At 34.9% G+C, this 18,964-nt stretch carries 16 protein-coding genes and 1 pseudogene; 9 read left to right on the forward strand and 8 right to left on the reverse strand.

The genetic code is table 11. The annotated features are described in order from the left end of the window. Window positions 1–34: 34 nt before the first annotated feature. Complete coding sequence (locus ACTB0X_RS05135; protein WP_463023920.1) at window positions 35–658, forward strand: hypothetical protein; 624 nt, start codon at window positions 35–37, stop codon at window positions 656–658. A gap of 1 nt (window position 659) precedes the next feature. Continuing rightward, window positions 660–1,622: a hypothetical protein gene (locus tag ACTB0X_RS05140; protein ID WP_463023921.1), complete on the forward strand. Its 963-nt coding sequence runs from the start codon at window positions 660–662 to the stop codon at window positions 1,620–1,622. A gap of 68 nt (window positions 1,623–1,690) precedes the next feature. Here ACTB0X_RS05140 and ACTB0X_RS05145 read toward each other — a convergent pair whose 3' ends face one another. Next, window positions 1,691–1,921: a 30S ribosomal protein THX gene (locus tag ACTB0X_RS05145; RefSeq protein ID WP_463023922.1), complete on the reverse strand. Its 231-nt coding sequence runs from the start codon at window positions 1,919–1,921 to the stop codon at window positions 1,691–1,693. A gap of 144 nt (window positions 1,922–2,065) precedes the next feature. Next, the gene (locus ACTB0X_RS05150) at window positions 2,066–2,338 is read right to left on the reverse strand and encodes an HU family DNA-binding protein (protein ID WP_463023923.1); all 273 of its coding nucleotides are present in this window, start codon (window positions 2,336–2,338) and stop codon (window positions 2,066–2,068) included. A gap of 273 nt (window positions 2,339–2,611) precedes the next feature. Between ACTB0X_RS05150 and ACTB0X_RS05155 the strand changes: the two genes are divergently transcribed. The 5 genes from ACTB0X_RS05155 to ACTB0X_RS05175 all read left to right on the forward strand — a co-directional run bounded on the left by ACTB0X_RS05155 (window position 2,612) and on the right by ACTB0X_RS05175 (window position 8,025). Beyond that, complete coding sequence (locus tag ACTB0X_RS05155) at window positions 2,612–4,435, forward strand: M1 family metallopeptidase (RefSeq protein WP_463023924.1); 1,824 nt, start codon at window positions 2,612–2,614, stop codon at window positions 4,433–4,435. A 30-nt stretch (window positions 4,436–4,465) separates the two neighbouring features. Then, complete coding sequence (locus ACTB0X_RS05160; RefSeq protein ID WP_463023925.1) at window positions 4,466–4,804, forward strand: hypothetical protein; 339 nt, start codon at window positions 4,466–4,468, stop codon at window positions 4,802–4,804. A gap of 22 nt (window positions 4,805–4,826) precedes the next feature. After that, a complete protein-coding gene (locus ACTB0X_RS05165) occupies window positions 4,827–7,163 on the forward strand; it encodes a TonB-dependent receptor (RefSeq protein WP_463023926.1) in 2,337 nt (778 codons plus the stop codon). A 9-nt stretch (window positions 7,164–7,172) separates the two neighbouring features. Continuing rightward, entirely contained in the window at window positions 7,173–7,751 is a 579-nt protein-coding gene (locus ACTB0X_RS05170) for a hypothetical protein (RefSeq protein WP_463023927.1), read from the forward strand. Between the two features lie 115 nt (window positions 7,752–7,866). Further along, on the forward strand, window positions 7,867–8,025 hold the full coding sequence (locus tag ACTB0X_RS05175) for a hypothetical protein (RefSeq protein ID WP_463023928.1): 159 nt from the start codon (window positions 7,867–7,869) through the stop codon (window positions 8,023–8,025). 143 nt (window positions 8,026–8,168) lie between these two features. Here the strand turns inward: ACTB0X_RS05175 and ACTB0X_RS05180 are convergent, their stop codons facing one another. Continuing rightward, on the reverse strand, window positions 8,169–10,415 hold the full coding sequence (locus ACTB0X_RS05180; protein WP_463023929.1) for a T9SS type A sorting domain-containing protein: 2,247 nt from the start codon (window positions 10,413–10,415) through the stop codon (window positions 8,169–8,171). Window positions 10,416–10,454: 39 nt separating this feature from the next. Between ACTB0X_RS05180 and ACTB0X_RS05185 the strand changes: the two genes are divergently transcribed. Further along, window positions 10,455–11,294 (forward strand): alpha/beta hydrolase family protein, encoded by an 840-nt coding sequence (locus ACTB0X_RS05185; RefSeq protein ID WP_463023930.1) that lies wholly within the window; start codon window positions 10,455–10,457, stop codon window positions 11,292–11,294. Window position 11,295: 1 nt separating this feature from the next. Here the strand turns inward: ACTB0X_RS05185 and tsaD are convergent, their stop codons facing one another. Beyond that, window positions 11,296–12,327 (reverse strand): tRNA (adenosine(37)-N6)-threonylcarbamoyltransferase complex transferase subunit TsaD, encoded by a 1,032-nt coding sequence (gene tsaD, locus ACTB0X_RS05190; RefSeq protein WP_463023931.1) that lies wholly within the window; start codon window positions 12,325–12,327, stop codon window positions 11,296–11,298. Window positions 12,328–12,341: 14 nt separating this feature from the next. Here tsaD and ACTB0X_RS05195 point away from each other — a divergent pair, with 14 nt between their 5' ends. Beyond that, complete coding sequence (locus ACTB0X_RS05195) at window positions 12,342–16,841, forward strand: translocation/assembly module TamB domain-containing protein (RefSeq protein WP_463023932.1); 4,500 nt, start codon at window positions 12,342–12,344, stop codon at window positions 16,839–16,841. A gap of 7 nt (window positions 16,842–16,848) precedes the next feature. Here the strand turns inward: ACTB0X_RS05195 and ACTB0X_RS05200 are convergent, their stop codons facing one another. The 4 genes and pseudogenes from ACTB0X_RS05200 to ACTB0X_RS05215 form a co-directional block, all read right to left on the reverse strand. Next, the gene (locus ACTB0X_RS05200; protein ID WP_463023933.1) at window positions 16,849–17,169 is read right to left on the reverse strand and encodes a tetratricopeptide repeat protein; all 321 of its coding nucleotides are present in this window, start codon (window positions 17,167–17,169) and stop codon (window positions 16,849–16,851) included. Continuing rightward, entirely contained in the window at window positions 17,162–18,082 is a 921-nt protein-coding gene (gene miaA, locus ACTB0X_RS05205) for a tRNA (adenosine(37)-N6)-dimethylallyltransferase MiaA (protein ID WP_463023934.1), read from the reverse strand. The genes ACTB0X_RS05200 and miaA overlap by 8 nt, the downstream gene beginning before the upstream one ends. Continuing rightward, window positions 18,069–18,629: an IS1096 element passenger TnpR family protein gene (locus ACTB0X_RS05210; protein ID WP_463023935.1), complete on the reverse strand. Its 561-nt coding sequence runs from the start codon at window positions 18,627–18,629 to the stop codon at window positions 18,069–18,071. The genes miaA and ACTB0X_RS05210 overlap by 14 nt, the downstream gene beginning before the upstream one ends. A gap of 4 nt (window positions 18,630–18,633) precedes the next feature. Beyond that, a pseudogene (locus ACTB0X_RS05215) lies at window positions 18,634–18,964 on the reverse strand (tRNA nucleotidyltransferase); the annotation flags it as partial.

Below are 18,964 nucleotides of genomic sequence, written 5' to 3' on the forward strand. Positions count from 1 at the left end.
ATTAATTTTAACAAACCCCTATTAGTTCATTAAAATGAAAAATTTTATCCTTGCATATTTGCTACTAGTATGTGGCTTTTCATTTGCACAAACTCGTAAAGTCGGAGCTGATACTTTAGCTGTAGCACAAAAATCAATTTCTAGTTACACCGGGGAAATCATAGTCAATAATATTCCGGAATACTGTGTCTCTTTAGATGCTTCCAAATCGATTGATCAGAATGCCCCAGAATTAGAATATACATGGGTGTTTGATGGATTACGCAAGCGAAAAGGGATTCAGGTGGAACATTGTTTTACTAGACCTGGTTTTCATCAAGCGGCCTTAAATACCTTTGATCCTAAAATTGGTCAAATGGTAGAAAGCGATACTACAATAGTTTTAAATTTACCATCAGCGTTAAGATTCAATAAGAGTGGCTTTTTTAAAATTTTGAATACGGTGTCATTTGAAACGAAAGGCTATACTGCTGAAGAAGGGAATTTCTTACTTTGGAGTTTTGGTGATGGGAATTATTCTTCTGGAAGATTGGTAAAAAATGTATTTTACGAACAAGGTGATTTTGAAGTAATGGTTTATGAAATGAAATATGATGGAGAATCAATTCAAATCGTTAAAGCCATTAAAGATACCATTAACATAAGTAACAATCGATAAAATGAAAAACCTTATCTATACACTATTCGCTGTTTTTATTTTTCATTCTACAGTTATTGCACAAGAAGTTCCTTCAAAAGCAGAGAACATTAATTATATAGTCACTTTTGGAAAAGATGCAGCTGGTACTTGGGGAGATGATGACCACTCTCAGGTTTTCTTTTTTTCAATTCCGGAATCTGCTAAAGAGCCTTTTTATATTCGAGTTTTTGATCCTGATTGTGGTGGGAAACACGATCAAATTAATAAAGTATACAATACCAAAACAACTTATACCTTATACGGAGGAAACGAAGCTTATACCAATAAGGACGCCTTGAATGTAGATCCTGTTGGCAATTATAAGAGTGGGATACAATTGGCTTCTAAAAGTTTTGGTAATGAAAGTGAATGGGATGACAAATGGTATACTTTTGGCCCAATAAATCCAAATGAGGGAGAATATGTTGAGAATCTAAAATCTCGTGTTTTTAAGTTGATTGCCGAAGGTGAATCTGGTGATGATGGTAATATGTACCGCTACTTTTTAAGTCGATCTGCTAGTACCAATGTGCCAATTTTAGGTGCCAATGCCTTTACTTATGAGTATTGTTTTAGATTGAAGGAGGAGGCTGGGTCTCAGGCCTACTTTTATCCATTTGTAGACAACAACACTGTCAAATTAATTCAGCACAATTTTGATTTTGATAATGATGGAGCCATAAAGATTTACTCTAGGGTAAAGAATGGTCATTTATCTAATTTTTCAAACGATGGTAATTGGAGTAAAGGAATTCATGTGATAGAAAGTGATGAGAGGGGAAAGTCTATGAATTTAAGACTAATCAAAAGAGCAAGCTTTATGAATGACATGACATTATACATTACGAATGAATACAACATTCCGGTACCATTATTTGCATCACCTATTGGAGGAATTCCAAAGTATATTTATAAGGTAAACGTAGAATACAATGTGAAATAAAATAACCGAAATCTAAAAAGAAAGGGGTTCAACTTAGTTGAACCCCTTTCTTTTTATGCTAATTGAAGTTAATTTTCCTTCTTTGCAGTTGTTTTCTTCGCAGTAGTCTTTTTCTCAGCAGCAGGTTTCTTTGCCGCTGTTGTTTTCTTTGCTGCCGGCTTTGCCTTTTCAGCTTTTTCCACTACTTTTTTAGCCTTAACAGGCGCAGCTGTCGATGTGTTTTTCTTTTTTTGTCTGCTAACCCCTGATGAGCTATTTGCAATTTTACCTCGTCTTGACTTAATATCTCCTTTTCCCATTATTTTTATTAATTAAAGGTTATAGTTATATACTTGAAAAACAAATATAAAAAAAATGAGGGTAGCAAAAAACTTAATTTGAGTTAATAAAAAAAGCCCAATGATAATTTAATCAATGGGCTTCAATAGAAATTTTATAACTACTTACTTTACTTGAGCAGAAAGTTCGCTACCAGCTTTGAATTTTACTACATTCTTAGCTTCGATGTTAATTTCTTTTCCTGTTTGTGGATTTCTACCTTTTCTAGCTGCTCTTTGAGAAACTGAGAAAGTTCCAAAACCTACTAAAGCAACTTTATCGTCTTTTTTTAATGCTTTTCCTGTAACACTAATAAAAGCATCTAATGCTCTTTTTGCGTCAGCTTTTGATAAATTTGATTCGTCAGAGATTGCTTCAATTAATTCTGCTTTATTCATTTTTTTTGTTTTTAAGTTATTAATTTAGATTAATTGCTTTGATTACTTACAAATATAGAGGAATTATCAAGTAGAGCAAGCTTTTCAAGAAAAAATGCACTTTTTTGTTGATAAAAATTATACATTGTTAATAATTGTCTCTCATTGACTTGACCTAATTTTACTATTTATTCATTTTATTTCCACTTATTTAACAATTTGAATTACAGTCCATTTCTTATCATCACAGCGAATTGAAACTGGATTTCGTACTTTTGCAACTAAATTTTTTTTATGAGAATCCTACTTTTTTGTATAATCGGTTTAATTTCAATTTCTTCATTTTCTCAATCTAACTATTGGCAGCAAGAAGTCGCTTACCAAATGGAAATAGACTTCGAAGCAGACAAGCATCAATTCAAGGGAATTCAGGAGTTGGAATATTTCAATAACTCTCCAGATACTTTACATAGAGTGTTTTACCACCTTTATTTCAATGCTTTCCAGAAAGGTAGCATGATGGATGTACGATCTAGAAATATTGAAGATCCAGATAGAAGAGTGGGTGACCGAATTTTTAACCTCACCAAAGAAGAAGAGGGTTATCAAAAAATTAAATCATTGACTCAGAATGGCAAGGTGTTATCCTATAATGTGGAAGGTACCATTTTGGAGGTAGAATTGGCGGAGCCTATTTTGCCAAATTCAAAGACTGTATTTAAAATGGACTTTGAGGCTCAAGTGCCATTACAGGTTAGAAGATCAGGAAGAGATAATGCAGAAGGTATCGCCTACTCAATGACTCAATGGTATCCAAAAATGGCTGAATATGATTTTGAAGGATGGCATGCAAATCCATACATAGGAAGAGAATTTCATGGCGTTTGGGGCACTTTTGATATTAAAATCAAAATGGACTCGGCATATACACTAGCAGGAACTGGTTATTTACAAAATAAAGCGGAAGTAGGAAAGGGTTATGCTATAAGCGGTACTAATACATCAGCTAAAATTGAATGGCATTTTAAATCCCCTAAAGTACATGATTTTGCTTGGGCTGCAGATAAAAATTACAAGCAAATCACTCATCAAGTTGAAGGTGGTCCATTGTTAAGGTTTTTTTATGTACCCTCAGAGAAAACAGTTTTGTGGGATTCTTTACCTAGATACACGGCTCTGATTTTTCAAAAGATGAATGAAAAATTTGGGGTATATCCGTATGATGAATATGCCGTAATTCAAGGTGGAGATGGAGGAATGGAGTATGCAATGGCTACTTTAATTACTGGACATAGAAGTAAAGGAAGTTTAATTGGTGTAACTGCTCATGAGGCAATACACAGTTGGTATCAGCATGTATTAGCTACTAACGAGTCTTTTTATTCATGGATGGATGAAGGTTTTACTTCTTATGCAGAAGATGTGGTTTTAGCTGAAATCTTACCAGATTTTAAACCTTTCGAAGGCAGTTATCGCTCTTATTACAGTTTGGTAGCTTCAGGAAAGCAGATGTCCATGTCTACACATGCAGACTGGTATCACACAAATCGAGCATACGGTGTTGCTTCATACTCTATGGGATGTATTTTCTTGCATCAGTTAAGCTATATTATAGGACAGGATGCGTTAAATAAAGGGATGTTGACCTACTTCAATCAATGGAAATTTAAGCACCCTACACCTACAGATTTCAAACGCATTATGGAAAAAGAGTCTGGGATGGAGTTGGATTGGTACTTTGATCAATGGTTAAAATCTACCAATACAATTGACTATGCCATTCAATCCACTTCAGCTGAGAAGAAAAAAACGACCATAACATTGGAAAGAAAGGGTGAAATGCCAATGCCTTTAGACATTACTGTAAAATTGAAAAGTGGGAAGGAATTACAATATTATATTCCGTTGACAATAATGCGAGCAGAAAAGCAAGAAAACACTTCAGCTGTTTTATTGAAAGATTGGCCATGGACCTACCCAGCTTATGAGTTTAGTATTGATGTGCCTCAATTTGAAATTGAATCCATTGAAATTGATTCCTCTAAAAGAATGGCAGATATAGACCAAACGAACAATGTATTTCCTCGTTCGAAAGAAAGCACTTATAAAGGAAATTAAACCCTAAGCAATGTCTTAGCTTTGCAAATGATGAAACCGTATTTTAGGAGGATAGCATGTTTTTTACTACTGATTTTTTCAGTGGTGCTATTTCCTGCGAGTTCATTTCATCATCACGACACCACTCATGATACTCACTTTTTCGATGATACGCATGGATTAATTTCAGATCACGTATTTGAGAGTTGTGATTTTTGTTCTGTGGTGATTCCTCATTTTATCAAAGTAGAGGATAAGGTACAAGGTCAAATGACTTGTGTCAATTCTAAAGTTAGTTCAATTCAGGTCTCTGCAACAAAGCAACTACAATTTTTCCCCTATTCCCTTCGTGGTCCCCCTTCATTTAATGTAATATCTAGTTTTTCTTAGCTATTTAATTAAATGAAATAAATTGAAAATTAAACTATTAATGACCTTACTGGTTATTGTGGTTGGCGTTTCAAATTTATTTTCTCAATCGGTCAATTCCAATTGTCAATCTACATTGATGGGGAAAGTTATTGATGAACACGATCGTTCAGATTTATCTTTTTCTACCATTTATATTATTGAAAATGGAAAAGGGTTTTCGGCCAATTTTGAAGGAGAATATAAGATTGAGAATCTTTGTTTTGGAACGTACCACATTGTAATCAGTCATATTGGCTGTACACCAGATACAGTAGAAATTGAAGTCAATTCAAATTTACTAGTGCAGAATTTTGAATTGGAGCATCATGCTGAAGAATTAAATGAAGTTCAAGTAGCTTCTTTTAAGAGAGATCGACATGAGGTGACAAGTATAGAGTTAAAACCAATCGAGAAACAAGAGGTAATGCAGTCTATTGCTTCTTTGGCATCTACTGTGAATGGTGTAAATATGCTTCAGAATGGTGCCAATGTTTCAAAGCCAATAATACATGGACTGCACAGCAATCGAGTGGCAATTGTAACAAATGGAATGACCTTAGAAGGACAGAATTGGGGCGAAGAACATGCACCGGAGCTGGATCCATTTACCATCGATCAGTTGAAAGTAGTGAAAGGAGCAAGTGCTTTAAAGTATGGTTCAGGTGCTATTGGTGGTGCTTTAATTTCTTCACCGAAGCAATTAATGGATTCGACAGGCATTAATGGTTTATTATTTCTTGGTGGAAGCAGTAATAATCGCAAAGGGACCGGTTCGCTGAGGTTAGAAGGTAAATTTGAAAAGCTCTCCAATTTTAGTTGGGCCATGCAAGGAAGTTTGAAAAAGAGTGGTACCATTCGGACTCCAAATTATTACCTTAACAATACAGGAACCGAGGAGTACAACTATTCATGGCAGTTGGGTTATCAGAAAAATCGGTTGAAAACAGAAATCTATTACAGTCAAATTAATACCGAATTGGGCATATTTTCTGGTGCTCATATCGGAAACCTAACTGATTTAGAAGAGGCCATAAATCGATCAGAGCCTAGAGAAGAGGACAGAGGTAATTTTTCTTATTCCATTGCAAGGCCTTATCAGCATGTGGAACATGAAACCATTCAGTGGCGTACTAACTATGAATTAAAGTCTGCTGGTTCAATTGAATTGCAATTGGCTCGGCAATTTAATAGACGTGAAGAATATGACAAACATACTTCAAGAGGGATTTCAACCGACCAAGAAGAACTGCCGGAATTTGCTGTAAATTTAGAAACCTATCAGGCTCAATTGGGATGGAAGCTGCCAAAATTAAAAGAAGTAGAAACTGAAATTGGAGGTAAATTCCAAACTCAAGAAAATGTTTTAAAAGGTAGCCGAAGCTTTATTCCTGCATATGATGGAACCACTTTTGGAGGATATTTGATTTCCAATTGGAAGAAAAATTTATGGACGGTGAATGGTGGTTTTCGTATTGATAATTTCTCGATGAATGTTTCTCGATACATTAATAAAACTTATCTAGATGAAATTGTAGCATTCACCACTTTAGCAGGTAGTTTGGAGACTGATGTTCTGCTCTCTGAAAATTGGAAAGTTGGTTTGAATACAACAATCGCACAAAGAGCGCCGGGAATCAATGAATTGTTTAGTGCAGGATTGCACCATGGTGTGGCAGCTTTAGAATATGGTGATGCTAACTTAGATAAAGAAACGTCATATAAAGTCTCTGGGTCAGTAATCTATCAAACCAATAAAACAACTTTCGATGCTTTGATATATAGCAACTTGATTGACAATTTTATCTATTTACAGCCAGACGGAACTTCGTTGACTGTCAGAGGGGCATTTCCTGTTTTTAGGTACCAACAAGTAAATGCTTTATTAAATGGGCTAGACCTAGCTTGGAAATATGAATGGACTAATTCCATATCTCTAGATGCTAAAACAAGTTTACTTTGGGCAAAAAATAGAAGCATTAACGAAGATTTAATTTTCATGCCGGCCAATAGAATTGGTGGTGGGATTAACTATCAGTTTAAAAACGTTCAAAAAGTTGATAAACCGTGGATTGGTATAGCAGTGAACCATGTTTTTGAACAGAAAAGAGTACCATCCGAAGTAGATTTTACAACACCACCAAATGCTTATACCCTCCTTCAAATTAAAGGAGGAGTATCATTGCCGATTAAAAATCAAAAAATAGAACTAGATATTACAATCGATAATGTATTTAATACCAATTATCGCGATTATATGAATCGTTTTAGGTACTACGCTGATGAAATGGGTAGAAACATATCCCTAAGTCTAAAAGTGCCCTTTACAGTACTGAAATAAATAAAAAATATGAAATCAATTTTAAAGAAATATAGCGGACAACTATTTATCGGTTTATTAATATCAATAACTGTAGTAGGTTGTAAAAAGGATGATGGTGATCAACCCCGATTAATTGAAAATGAAGAAGAGTTAATCACTTCTGTTTTTGTTAGCTATACAGATACATCAACTTCAGTTACTCAAGTTGCAAAATTTAGAGATCCTGATGGAGAAGGGGGAAATAATCCCATCCAATTGGATACTATTCGATTAGAAAAAGGAAAGACCTATCAGGTTTCAATTGAATTCTTAGATGAAAGTGATCCAAATGAGATAGATGATATTACTGAGGAGGTAAGGGATGAAGCTGATGAGCATTTGGTTTGCTTTGAAGTGAATTCAACTAGTGGAGTCACTGTTTTGAAAACTGATTCAGATGGTCAATATCCAATCGGATTAACTTCAAGTTGGACAATTGACAGATCCGCAATGCCATTTAATGGCACAATGCAAGTGATCTTAAAGCATCAACCCAATGTAAAAGATGGTACTTGTGAACCAGGAGATACTGATGTTGAAATTAACTTTCCATTAAAAATTAATTAACCAACAATTAAGGAGTTATAAAAAAGGGAGGCAAATGCCTCCTTTTTTTATGTTTTCTATTGTAATTTTAATGTTACCTTTCAATTCTAATTAACCCATAAGAATACTTACGAATATGAGATTACTTAAAATTTTAGTTCTTGCGACCGCTTTAATAGCAGGGCCAATGATTTTAACTTCATGTAGTTCAAACAAAAAAACGCACTCTAGAGTGAAATCTAAAAGTGGAATGGGAAATCCAAGAGATAGAAACAATGGAGTTTGGGGAAGATAAACCATCAACTATGAAACGAGGAATTTTATTTGTATTGTTATTAATGACAATGGCTATCGTATTTCAATCGTGCAACAGCACCAAAAAAGGACAAAAGGTAAGGTCTAGTAGTAAGATGTATTAATTGAAAATACGTTCAAAACTTACTGCTTCACTATCTTCCCTGTGTGTGTTCCATTTTGGGTTTTCACTGTCAAGAAATAAATGGCAGGTTTTAATTCCTGTAAATTTATTGTTCTAGCATTCGGCTGTTCAACGAAGTGCACTACTCGTCCACTGATATCTGTCAGGATAATTGATTGTATTGGAATATTATCTGTTAGCTTAATTTCTATAACATCCTTCGTTGGATTCGGGAAAACTGAAAATACGGTATTTGAAGTATATTCAATTAACGATGTAGACGAGTCTGAAATACAAAATTTTATAGACTTACTAGAAGTACTAAAACTGTTATCGAACAGAATGGTGTCCATTCCATTATTTAAAGTGATTAAGGTATACCCATTTCCAAACGCACAGCAATACCCATCATTACCGACATCTTTCAAATTTAAGGTATAACAACCTGGAGAAAAGCAATAATCATAGTGATATACATTGCCTCCTGTGTTAGTCTCAAAAGATCCATTATTATATAATGAAATTTGGTTAGCAGAATCTCTAATTATATAGCTCAATTCAACACCATAGTCATCAGTTTTAAAATCAAAACTGACATTGATGTTGGGAAGAAAACCTGTGATTTTTGCAATTAATGAATCATTGATGTTATTTTGATCAGCAACACCGTTAATTTTTCCAACATAGACTTCTAATGTATTGATTCCATTAATAAAAATGATTGGAGGCAGATTTACTGTTGCTACTTCATTTCTCAAAATGGTATCTGTTAAAAAAACAGTAACTGGAGTGCTATTGTTTAATCTATAATTCAGTTCAAAATTATAAATGGTATCATTTCCTCTATTTGCAAGAATTAGACTTTGTGCTCCTGGATTACCACATTGATATTTAGTTTGACCATCAAAGCCGAATAATTCGATGTCACGGGAAAAAGCAGATGAATTTGGGTCATATCCATTCATCACGTTTATATTTGTCGAGTTTGGGTCTAACCAAGCTTTTAATTGCTTACTCGCTGCAGGTTGATAATTCCAAGAGTTTGAAAATTTTCCATAAAAATCGGGATCGTCGTTACCGCAAGCTGCTCTTCCTCCATGTAGTTGACCAACAATGCGATGATTTTCATTAAAAAGTGGAGAACCTGAAGAAACAGTTTGAGTCGTTCCTAAATCCCAATCAGAGACTTCCCAATGGCCATTTGGTAAAGTAGCTGCTGAGTATTTTGCAGACTTTAAAGTATCAAAATCCAATGCAATTTTTTTCACATCGCCTCTAGCATGATGAATTCCTGTGGCATTTTTAGGCGTTTTTCCTGTAGCATCCCATCCTGAGTAAAACACATTGTATGAGGCGGGTGGAGTAGAAGACAATTCAAATAAGGAAAAATCAGACTCATAATTATTTGCTCTAAGCGTAGAACCTACTATGGATTGACTTAAACTACCTTCTGTTATTGGTGAGCAGTTTACGCTTTCATAATTGAAAATAAAAATAGAAGTAGCAGCATCTAATCCGCAATGAGAGGCAGTGAGAATGTAAGGAGTCCCATCTTGCTCAACATTGTTCACTAAAGAGCCACTGCACCATCTTGAATTATTGGCTTTTAAGATCAATACCACACTTCTTTTTTCATTTTGCCACAGTTTTCCGGCATCGCAATTAATGCCAATATTGCAACCTGCCGCATCGCCAAAATTGGCCGCTTTGTCCATCAAACTTCTGTATCCATAGACTACTGAAGAAATTTGAACTCGGGATCCTTGATTTTGATTTGCTGGCTCCAATACCTCAATGGTCGCTGTTTTACCTTTTGTTAAAGTAGTCGCAAATTCGCCCCTTTCTGGGTTGTTTAATGCTGTAAAAGCGCCTATCGTTTCAGTAAAATCGGCATTGTGTATAAATAATTGAGTTCCTTCTGCTAATTCAAATTCAGAGTAATTAATATTGATGGTTTGTGCATCGGCTGAATTCAATTGCAAACGGTATCGCTTTGTTCCGTCTGATAAAATAGTTATGGTAGCTTTTTCAAAAAAATCGATTTCAACTTCCTCAACTATCCCAAATCTCCAAGGAATATCTTTGTAGTTATCTGTAATTTCGTCTTCAGCTTTAATCGCTGCAAGATTTGGTTGACTTAACTGCACTTTAGTAATAGGTTCAGAAACATCTTCGCTATTTAGCAGGTAGGGATAATCGCCATAACTGATTTGTGAGGTGGCAATTTGGAATAAAAACACTAATGCAGTAAGTAATAAAACTCTCATGAGAATAAATTTTAGTTTAAAATTAATCAAACCTTTGAAATGAACAGTCAAAATAACTATTTAACTTCAAGTGCTGTGATTAACGGTAGTCGAAATCGTTCTATTTTAATTGACTTTAAAATACCTAAAATAGTTGGCAAAGGGACTGTTTTATTTCTGCATGGATTTAAGGGATTTAAGGATTGGGGCACGTTTAACTTGATAGGAGATTTCTTTGCAAATCAAGGATATACTTTCGTGAAATTCAATTTTTCTTATAACGGAGGAACGATTGACCAGCCAATTGATTTTCCAGACGAGGATGCTTTCGGAGAAAATAATTATACAACAGAGTTGAATGATTTGTCAGTCGTAATTGATTATTTACAACAAGAAGGAGTGATAACTCATTCACTTAACCTAATTGGCCACAGTAGAGGTGGTGGAATTGCTATTTTGGGCGCAGCAGAAGATGAGCGCATCAATCGATTAATCACCTTGTCGGCTGTTGCAGATTTTGGTAGGAGAATGCCAGATTATAAGGCCATAAATACTTGGAAATTGACCGGAGTTCGATACATTTTGAATGGAAGAACAAAACAAAATTTACCTCAATTCTATCAGTTCTACGAAGATTTTCAAAACAATAAAAGCCGTTTAGACGTACAAAAGGCTGCTCGAAGGTTAGAAATTCCTTATCTAATTTTACATGGTGATAGAGACGAAACAGTCGATTTGGACGAAGCGAATTTATTGAAGAATTATTACCCCTCTGCTGATTTGAAAATTATCCCGAATGCCAATCATACCTTCAATGGAGCGCATCCGTACAATGAAGAAGAATTACCCGAGGCCACAAAATTAGGGTTGGAGGAGATTATTCAATTTCTAGAAAGTTAGATTATTTCGTCACGCTCATTCTAGCCATTGGGGAAATGGTGTAAGGTGCATAATCTTGTTTTAGGAATTTGAAATAACCTGCAATTCCAATCATGGCCGCATTATCCGTACAATAAGACATTGGAGGGATGAAAGTTTGAACTCCATCTGTTGACTCCATTTCTTTTAGCCGTTTTCTCAATTCAGAATTTGCAGAAACCCCTCCGGCAATTGCCAATTGTTTAATTCCAGTGCTTTTTGATGCTTTCTGATAGGTTTTTAGCAAAATGGATACAATCGTTTGCTGAACAGAGGCGCAAATGTCTGCTAAGTTGTCTTTTATAAAATCAGGATTTTTTTTCACTTCTTTTTGTAGAAAATAAAGCACTCCTGTTTTTAATCCGCTAAAACTATAATCGAACCCACTTACTTTTGGATGCGTAAATTCAAATGCTTTGGGATTACCAGCTTTAGCATATTTATCAATCAATGGTCCACCAGGATAGGGCAGTCCAATTATTTTGGAAATCTTATCAAATGCTTCGCCAGCTGCATCATCAATGGTCTGTCCTATTATTTCAAATTCATAAGGACTGCTCACTTTCACTATTTGTGTATGACCACCAGAAACAGTCAAACATAAAAATGGAAAGGACGGTTGGGGCAATTTATTTTGATCTTCAATAAAATGCGCTAAAATATGCCCTTGCATGTGATTAACCTCAATTAGTGGAATGTTTCGAGCCATCGCAAACGACTTTGCAAATGATGCACCCACTAGCAAAGAGCCTAATAAACCAGGACCTCGTGTGAAAGCTATTGCCTCAATTTCTTCTTTTTTGATGTTTGCGGCTCTGATTGCTTGCTCCACCACAGGAATAATGTTCTGTTGATGTGCTCTCGAAGCTAACTCAGGAACCACGCCACCGTATGCTTTGTGCACTGATTGGTCAGCCGTTACGTTGGAGAGTAACTCGCTGCCTTTTAGCACTGCGGCAGAAGTGTCATCACAAGAGGATTCAATGCTTAAAATAATGGGTGAAGAAGTCGACATAAAGTGCTATTTTGTTGAAATTTGCAACCCAAACTTTTTCGGGAAAATTAAAGTTCAAAAGTATTAAAAAAGCACTTAAAATAGTAGGAGTCATTATTGGAGGTATCATTATGATATTTCTGATTTTACTATTTGCTTTGCGCTTTTCTACTTTTCAAACCTTCATCACTCAGAAAGTAGCTGTATATCTATCGGATCAGTTAAAAACAACTGTATCACTGAAACGTATCAATGTTGAGTTTTTTAAAACGATTGTTTTAGAGGAGTTTTATATCGCTGACCAAGATCAAGATACCCTGATTTATGCAGATAAATTATACGCCAACTTTAAATTATTGCAGATTAAGAAACAAGTCATTGATTTGAATGAAATCGCTTTAGAGGGCGGGTTATTTAATCTGAAAACATGGGCTGATCATAAAGGATCAAATTATGATTTTATTGCCGACTTTTTTAGCCCTCCACAAATTGATACTATTATAGTAGATACTGCAGCTACAGCAGCGTGGAGGATTAATTTTGATGATGTTCGTTTAATTAATTCTAGGTTTATTTATGATGATATTGGTTATCCAACAGTGGAGTATGGAGTAGATTTTAGCCACCTTGATGTTACGGAGGTGAATGGCATTTTCCACTCCATCTATTTTAAAAAAGACACCATTTTCTCTGAAATTGAATCATTACGTTTTAACGAGAAAAGTGGCTTTAGCGTCAAGCAATTGAATGGAAATGCAAAAGTTCATTCTACGCTACTGGATGTAGAGAATTTGAAATTAGAGACGAGTTATTCGAATATTAATGCTCATCTGATTTTTAAAATGGATTCATATATCAGTTACAGTGATTTTAATGAGGCTGTTGAAATTGATACTGACTTTGAAGAATCGTTGGTAGCTTTTCAAGACATTGCGTATTTCGCTCCCGAACTTAAAGGGTTAAAGGAGAAGGTGTTTTTAACTGGGAAAGTGTCAGGTACGGTCTCAAATATGAAGGGTAGGAATGTTGAAATGCATTTACTGTCTGATACTTATTTGAAAGGAAGTTTTGATCTAAGAGGATTACCTAACATTGATGAGACGTTTATTTATCTTAAAGTGAGTGAGCTGAGAACAAGTAAAAGTAGTTTAGAGCGGATTCCACTTACGCCATTTTCATCTGGGGAATATTTAAAATTACCCGATAACTTCAAACTTCTTGGAGACATTGATTTTAAAGGAACGTTTACTGGTTTTATAAGTGATTTTGTCGCTTATGGAGAATTTAATACAGCTTTAGGTCAGCTGGTTACTGATGTTTCCTTAAAAAGTAATAGTGAGATCCCTTCTTATACAGGAAATGTGAAAATGAATCGATTTAATGTTGGACGCTTTTTTGGAATTGAAAAGGAGCTTCAGCGGACTACGTTAGTTGCGAATGTGAAAGGAAAGGGTTTTACTAAAGAAACTTTGGATATAGAGTTAGATGGAAATGTAAAGTCTTTAGAATTATTGAATTATACCTATAAAAATTTAGCAATTGAGGGATTATTAAACAATCAACGATTCGAAGGATTGGCTTCCATAAAAGATGAAAACATCGATTTTGATTTCAACGGAAAGATAGACGTTTCACGAAAGTTGCCCATTTATAATTTTATGGTGAATGTGAATAAGGCCAATTTGGTAAAGCTAAATTTGGTAAATTCTACTGATACAGCCCTTGTTATTTCTACTACTGCTCAATTGAATATGATCGGAAATCAATTGGATAATCTGGAAGGCGGTATTCAATTAACCAATAGTTTTTACAAAGACAGTGCAAATACATTTTACGTCAAAAACATCACTGTTGATGCACATCGCTTTACGGATAGTTTGAGAAGTGTTACGCTGCGTTCGGATGTAGCCGACTTGAATATGAATGGGAATTTCTCATTTAGTGATTTGGTCCCCTCATTGACTAATTTTGCAGTGGACTATATTCCATCAGCAAAAGACGAATTAATCGAACGAATTAATCAAGAAGATTTTACCTTCGACTTAACCTTAAAAAACACATCAATACTTTCCACTCTATTTTTTCCTACTTTAAAAATAGCTCCTCAATCTAGATTCAATGGAAATTACAATAGCCGTAACCAGTTGATTAATTTTTACGGGTTTGTTCCAACGATAAATATAAATGGGACTAAACTTCAGAACATTACAATAACTGGCGAAAGTCCTTCTGAAAAATTAGTTTTAAGTACCTCTATAAAGCGGTTGGTGATTACTGATAGCACAGAGTTGGAGAATATTAACTTGAGAATAATTTCTGCAAATGATAGTGTTCAGACCTATTTGACGTGGCAAAACGATGATTTTAAAGAATATAAAGCAGATTTATATTTAAACACAGTATTTGATGGATTTTCAAAAAGTACCAATACATTCCAGAATTCTTACATCATAATTAAAGATACATTATGGAATTTTAATACTGACAATCAAATTTTGATTGATTCAACTTCCATTGCAATTAACAGATTGAAAATAAGTAGTTCAATTGAAGAGTTTATTGTGGAAGGTAAAATAAGTGAAAATCCAAAAGATTCCTTAATTATATCTGTTGAGCAAATGAGCCTGAGTTATTTGGAAACTTTTATTCCGGCATCAGCAGTACAATTGAAAGGCGCTGTTTCTGGGAATGTATTGTTAAAGGATGTCTACAATAAACCCATACTTACCTCAAACATCAATTTGGAAGAATTCGTTATCAATGGAAATTACATCGGGAGAGGAATACTAAAAACAGCTTATGATCTTGAAAAAAAAGAAATTAAATCTGTTGGTTCTTTAGGAAATATCAATCAACCCATGGTTAGATTTAATGGCAGTTATTTCCCAAACAATAAGAGCGATAATGTATTGATTACTGCAGTCTTTAATAAAGCACCACTTCAAATTTTTGAGCAGTATACTACTGATTATTTGAGTAATGTATCAGGAACTTTCAACGGAAAAGTGGTTTTGGATGGAGATATTTCATTGCCCCAATTAAAAGGGAAATTGAAGTTGAATGAAGCTAAATTCAAAGTTGATTATTTGAATACCAGTTATGTTATAAACGATGAAGTGATTATTGAACCTGATTTCTTTGGTTTCAACTTGATAAAAATTTATGATGAAAAGGGGAATTTTGCATTGGCTACGGGTACTGCCTTTCATGAACAGTATGAGAATTTTAGTTTAGACATTGGATTGGAGGTAGATAATTTTTTAGCCTTGAATACACAGGTCACCGATAACGAATTGTATTACGGTAGAGCCAATGTGAGTGGATTGGCCAACATCAGTGGATATGCAGACAACCTTATTTTTGAGATGAATATTACCACGGATAAGAATACACGGTTAAATATTCCTTTGTCCGAGGAGTCTGAAGTATATAGCTCTGATTTCTTGACTTTCGTAAAGAAAAATCAAGTATTTAAAGGTGCTGACGAATATCAGGTTAATTTAAATGGAATTGTCATGAATTTTGACTTGACAGTTACACCAGATGCGGAAGTGCGATTGATTTTCGATGAACAAATTGGTGATGTGATCAAAGGCAGAGGGAATGGGAATATAAAGATGCAGATTACCACTTTAGGTGATTTCGAAATGTATGGTCAATATGTGATAGATGAAGGAGATTACCTCTTTACTTTACAGAATCTAATCAATAAGAAGTTTATTTTGGAAAAAGGCGGTCAAATTACTTGGAATGGAGATCCCTTTGAAGCCAATATGGATTTGTCGGCAGTGTATAAATTAAGGTCATCTTTATATGACATTTTACCTGATGATACTTTAAGAAATTATAAACGTCGGGTTCCGGTTACTTTGCAGTTGAATATGGAGGGGAAGTTGATGAACCCGGATATCGATTTTGAAATTGAATTGCCAACCGCAGATGAACAAACGAAGCAACAGCTTCGCAGTGTCTTATATGTTAATTCATCAGAGGTGAATAAACAAGAGATGAATAAACAAGTATTCTCTTTGTTGATTTTAAACCGTTTTGCTCGTCCCACAGGATTGAACCAGCAGTATGAACATGCCAATGTGGGGGCAACTAGCTCTTCAGAACTATTGTCCAATCAATTGAGTAACTGGTTATCGAGAATTAGTGATGATGTGGATATCGGTGTTAACTATCGGCCTGGCGATGAGTTGTCGAGTGATGAATATGAAGTGGCACTTTCAACACAGATTTTTAATGACCGGGTAACTTTGGATGGTAACGTGGGCTATTCTTCAAATAATTATCAATATACAGAGTCTAACTCCGGTTTGATTGGCGAATTTTCAGTGGAATATAAAATCAGTAAAGATGGTCGTTTTCGGTTAAGAGGATTCAATCGTTCGAATAACAACAGTTTGTTGATCAACAATAGTCCTTATACACAAGGGGCAGGCCTGTTTTATCGAGAAGAGTTCAATAATTTTAGTGAATTGGTTGAGAAGTATAAGAAAATAATTTTCGGCAAGAAAAAGAAAGAAAGTTAAAAAAGAACTACTGTTCTTCGTCTTCAATTAACCAAAGCGCTTCATTTAATTCACCTTTCGCTTTATTGTCCTTATTTGCTTCTGCAAGCACGATACCTTTTTTATAAATGGCGATGGCTTTTTTAAAATCGTCTTTTTCTTCGAATAACTGCCCCAATTTATAATACGCTCCTAAATATTCAGGATTACGTTCTAAAAGTTCAGTGATAAGGTTGATGGCTGTTTTAGAATCTCCTTTTTTATCATATTCTAATGCAAGAGCATACCTCAAGAAAGTATCTTTTGGATCTTTGGCAAGCATTTCAGAAATTTGATCAATTCTATCCATTTCTTAGTTTATAAGACCTTATAAAATTAATCATTTCTTCTTGTTGTTCTGGCATAAACCATCGAGTATTCTTGTCTTTTTTAAACCAAGTCAATTGACGCTTTGCATACCGCCTGCTATTCACTTTTATCTTTTCAACAGCTTCACTCAATGAAACTTTTTCATCTAAATAATCGAATAGTTCACGATAACCTACTGTTTTAAGAGCATTTTGATGACGAAAATCTACAATAGATCTAACTTCATCGAGCAATCCATTTTCCATCATTAGATCCACTCGCTGATTGATTCGATCATAAATCAATTCGCGTTCCTTTTCCAATCCAATTCGTATGATTTCAAATGGTCGCTTTTTAATAGTGCCCTTTCGAAGAGTAGAGTAGGGTGTTCCTGTAATCAGACAAACTTCGATTGCCCGCATTAATCGATTGCTGTTATTTAGATCAATTTCTATGTAGAATACAGGATCCAATTGTTTTAGTTCATCTTGAAGGGATGAAATTCCATTCATTTCAAGTTGGTTTTGCAATCGCATCCGAATCTTCTCATCTGGATCAGGCATGGAATCATCCATTCCATAGCAGAGGGCATCCACATACATTCCTGAGCCACCAACTAAAATAGCGGTGTCTTTTTGTTCAAAAATTTCATCAAGGGTGACCAATGCTTCTTTTTCAAAGTCATTGACATTAAAATTTTCTGTTATACTGTGAGAGTTAATAAAGAAGTGTGGAATTCCATCCATCTCTTCTTTAGAAGGTTTTGCAGTCCCTATGCTTAATTCTTTATAAAATTGTCTAGAATCTGCTGAGAGTATAACGGTGTTAAAATGTTTGGCCAATTGTATGCTGCAAGCTGTTTTTCCGATTGCGGTAGGCCCTACAATAACAATGAGTTTTTTAGTTGTACTCATCGTAATCATCTAAACTCTCAAATCGATCATCATCGAACATGTCATCGTCATCATCATCGTCGAATAGTGCTTCGTAATCTCCGTTGCCATCGTCAAACATGGCATTTACCAGAATACTTTCTGCGTCGCTACCATCTAAATCACGAGAAGATTGTTCTGGAGCCTCACCATAACTTCTTCCTTTTGCCGGATAATTTAATTGAGGGTCGAATTCTCCTACTTCCATTACTTCAATGGAAAAAGTCCACATGGCTAAGAAATCATAGACATAAATCATTTTCTGGTTCATGGCAGAAAAAACACTGTCGATTTTGGTTTCAGACATTTCCAAAACTTCTCCATTTTCCATCCCAAACAAGCTGATCTCTTGACCTCGGTTCCAGTCTTCATCACTTTCATAGAAAGAAGCCATTTGGTCTTTAGTGAATTTGAAGGATTCTAGAATTGCTTCATGCAACTCATAAAAATTAGTTGATGAATTCACTATAATGTCGCGATAAACGACTTTTTCAGTCTCAGGAATTACACGAAGTGTGAAAGTTTTCATAGCCTTATTTATTATCTAATTTAAGTCCCATTTCTTGTCCTAGTTGGATCATAAAGTCATGAGCTTCTTCATAGTTATTTTGAATGTCGCCTTCTAGTATTGCTTCTTTAATGGCATTCTTAATTTCACCAACAGGTTTTGAAGGCTTAAGTTTAAAGGTATTCATAATTTCCTCTCCACTGATTGGCGGTTGCCAATTTCTTAGCATATCCTTTTCTTCAATGTCGATCAATTTTTGTTTAACCAACTCAAAATTTTGAATGTATTGACTTTGCTTCTTCTTGTTTTTGGTAGTAATGTCTGCCGTACACAATTTCATCAAATCATCAATGTCA

This window comes from Acidiluteibacter sp. (genome assembly GCF_055129545.1).

Excerpts from the sequence above, each read along its gene's own strand:
- ACTB0X_RS05185 (WP_463023930.1), top strand. The coding sequence starts at position 10,455 with ATGAACAGTCAAAATAACTATTTAACTTCAAGTGCTGTGATTAACGGT.
- ACTB0X_RS05140 (WP_463023921.1), top strand. The coding sequence starts at position 660 with ATGAAAAACCTTATCTATACACTATTCGCTGTTTTTATTTTTCATTCT.
- ACTB0X_RS05180 (WP_463023929.1), bottom strand. The coding sequence starts at position 10,415 with ATGAGAGTTTTATTACTTACTGCATTAGTGTTTTTATTCCAAATTGCC.
- ACTB0X_RS05160 (WP_463023925.1), top strand. The coding sequence starts at position 4,466 with ATGAAACCGTATTTTAGGAGGATAGCATGTTTTTTACTACTGATTTTT.
- ACTB0X_RS05150 (WP_463023923.1), bottom strand. The coding sequence starts at position 2,338 with ATGAATAAAGCAGAATTAATTGAAGCAATCTCTGACGAATCAAATTTA.
- ACTB0X_RS05175 (WP_463023928.1), top strand. The coding sequence starts at position 7,867 with ATGAGATTACTTAAAATTTTAGTTCTTGCGACCGCTTTAATAGCAGGG.
- miaA (WP_463023934.1), bottom strand. The coding sequence starts at position 18,082 with ATGAGTACAACTAAAAAACTCATTGTTATTGTAGGGCCTACCGCAATC.
- ACTB0X_RS05200 (WP_463023933.1), bottom strand. The coding sequence starts at position 17,169 with ATGGATAGAATTGATCAAATTTCTGAAATGCTTGCCAAAGATCCAAAA.
- tsaD (WP_463023931.1), bottom strand. The coding sequence starts at position 12,327 with ATGTCGACTTCTTCACCCATTATTTTAAGCATTGAATCCTCTTGTGAT.
- ACTB0X_RS05170 (WP_463023927.1), top strand. The coding sequence starts at position 7,173 with ATGAAATCAATTTTAAAGAAATATAGCGGACAACTATTTATCGGTTTA.
- ACTB0X_RS05210 (WP_463023935.1), bottom strand. The coding sequence starts at position 18,629 with ATGAAAACTTTCACACTTCGTGTAATTCCTGAGACTGAAAAAGTCGTT.
- ACTB0X_RS05155 (WP_463023924.1), top strand. The coding sequence starts at position 2,612 with ATGAGAATCCTACTTTTTTGTATAATCGGTTTAATTTCAATTTCTTCA.
- ACTB0X_RS05135 (WP_463023920.1), top strand. The coding sequence starts at position 35 with ATGAAAAATTTTATCCTTGCATATTTGCTACTAGTATGTGGCTTTTCA.
- ACTB0X_RS05145 (WP_463023922.1), bottom strand. The coding sequence starts at position 1,921 with ATGGGAAAAGGAGATATTAAGTCAAGACGAGGTAAAATTGCAAATAGC.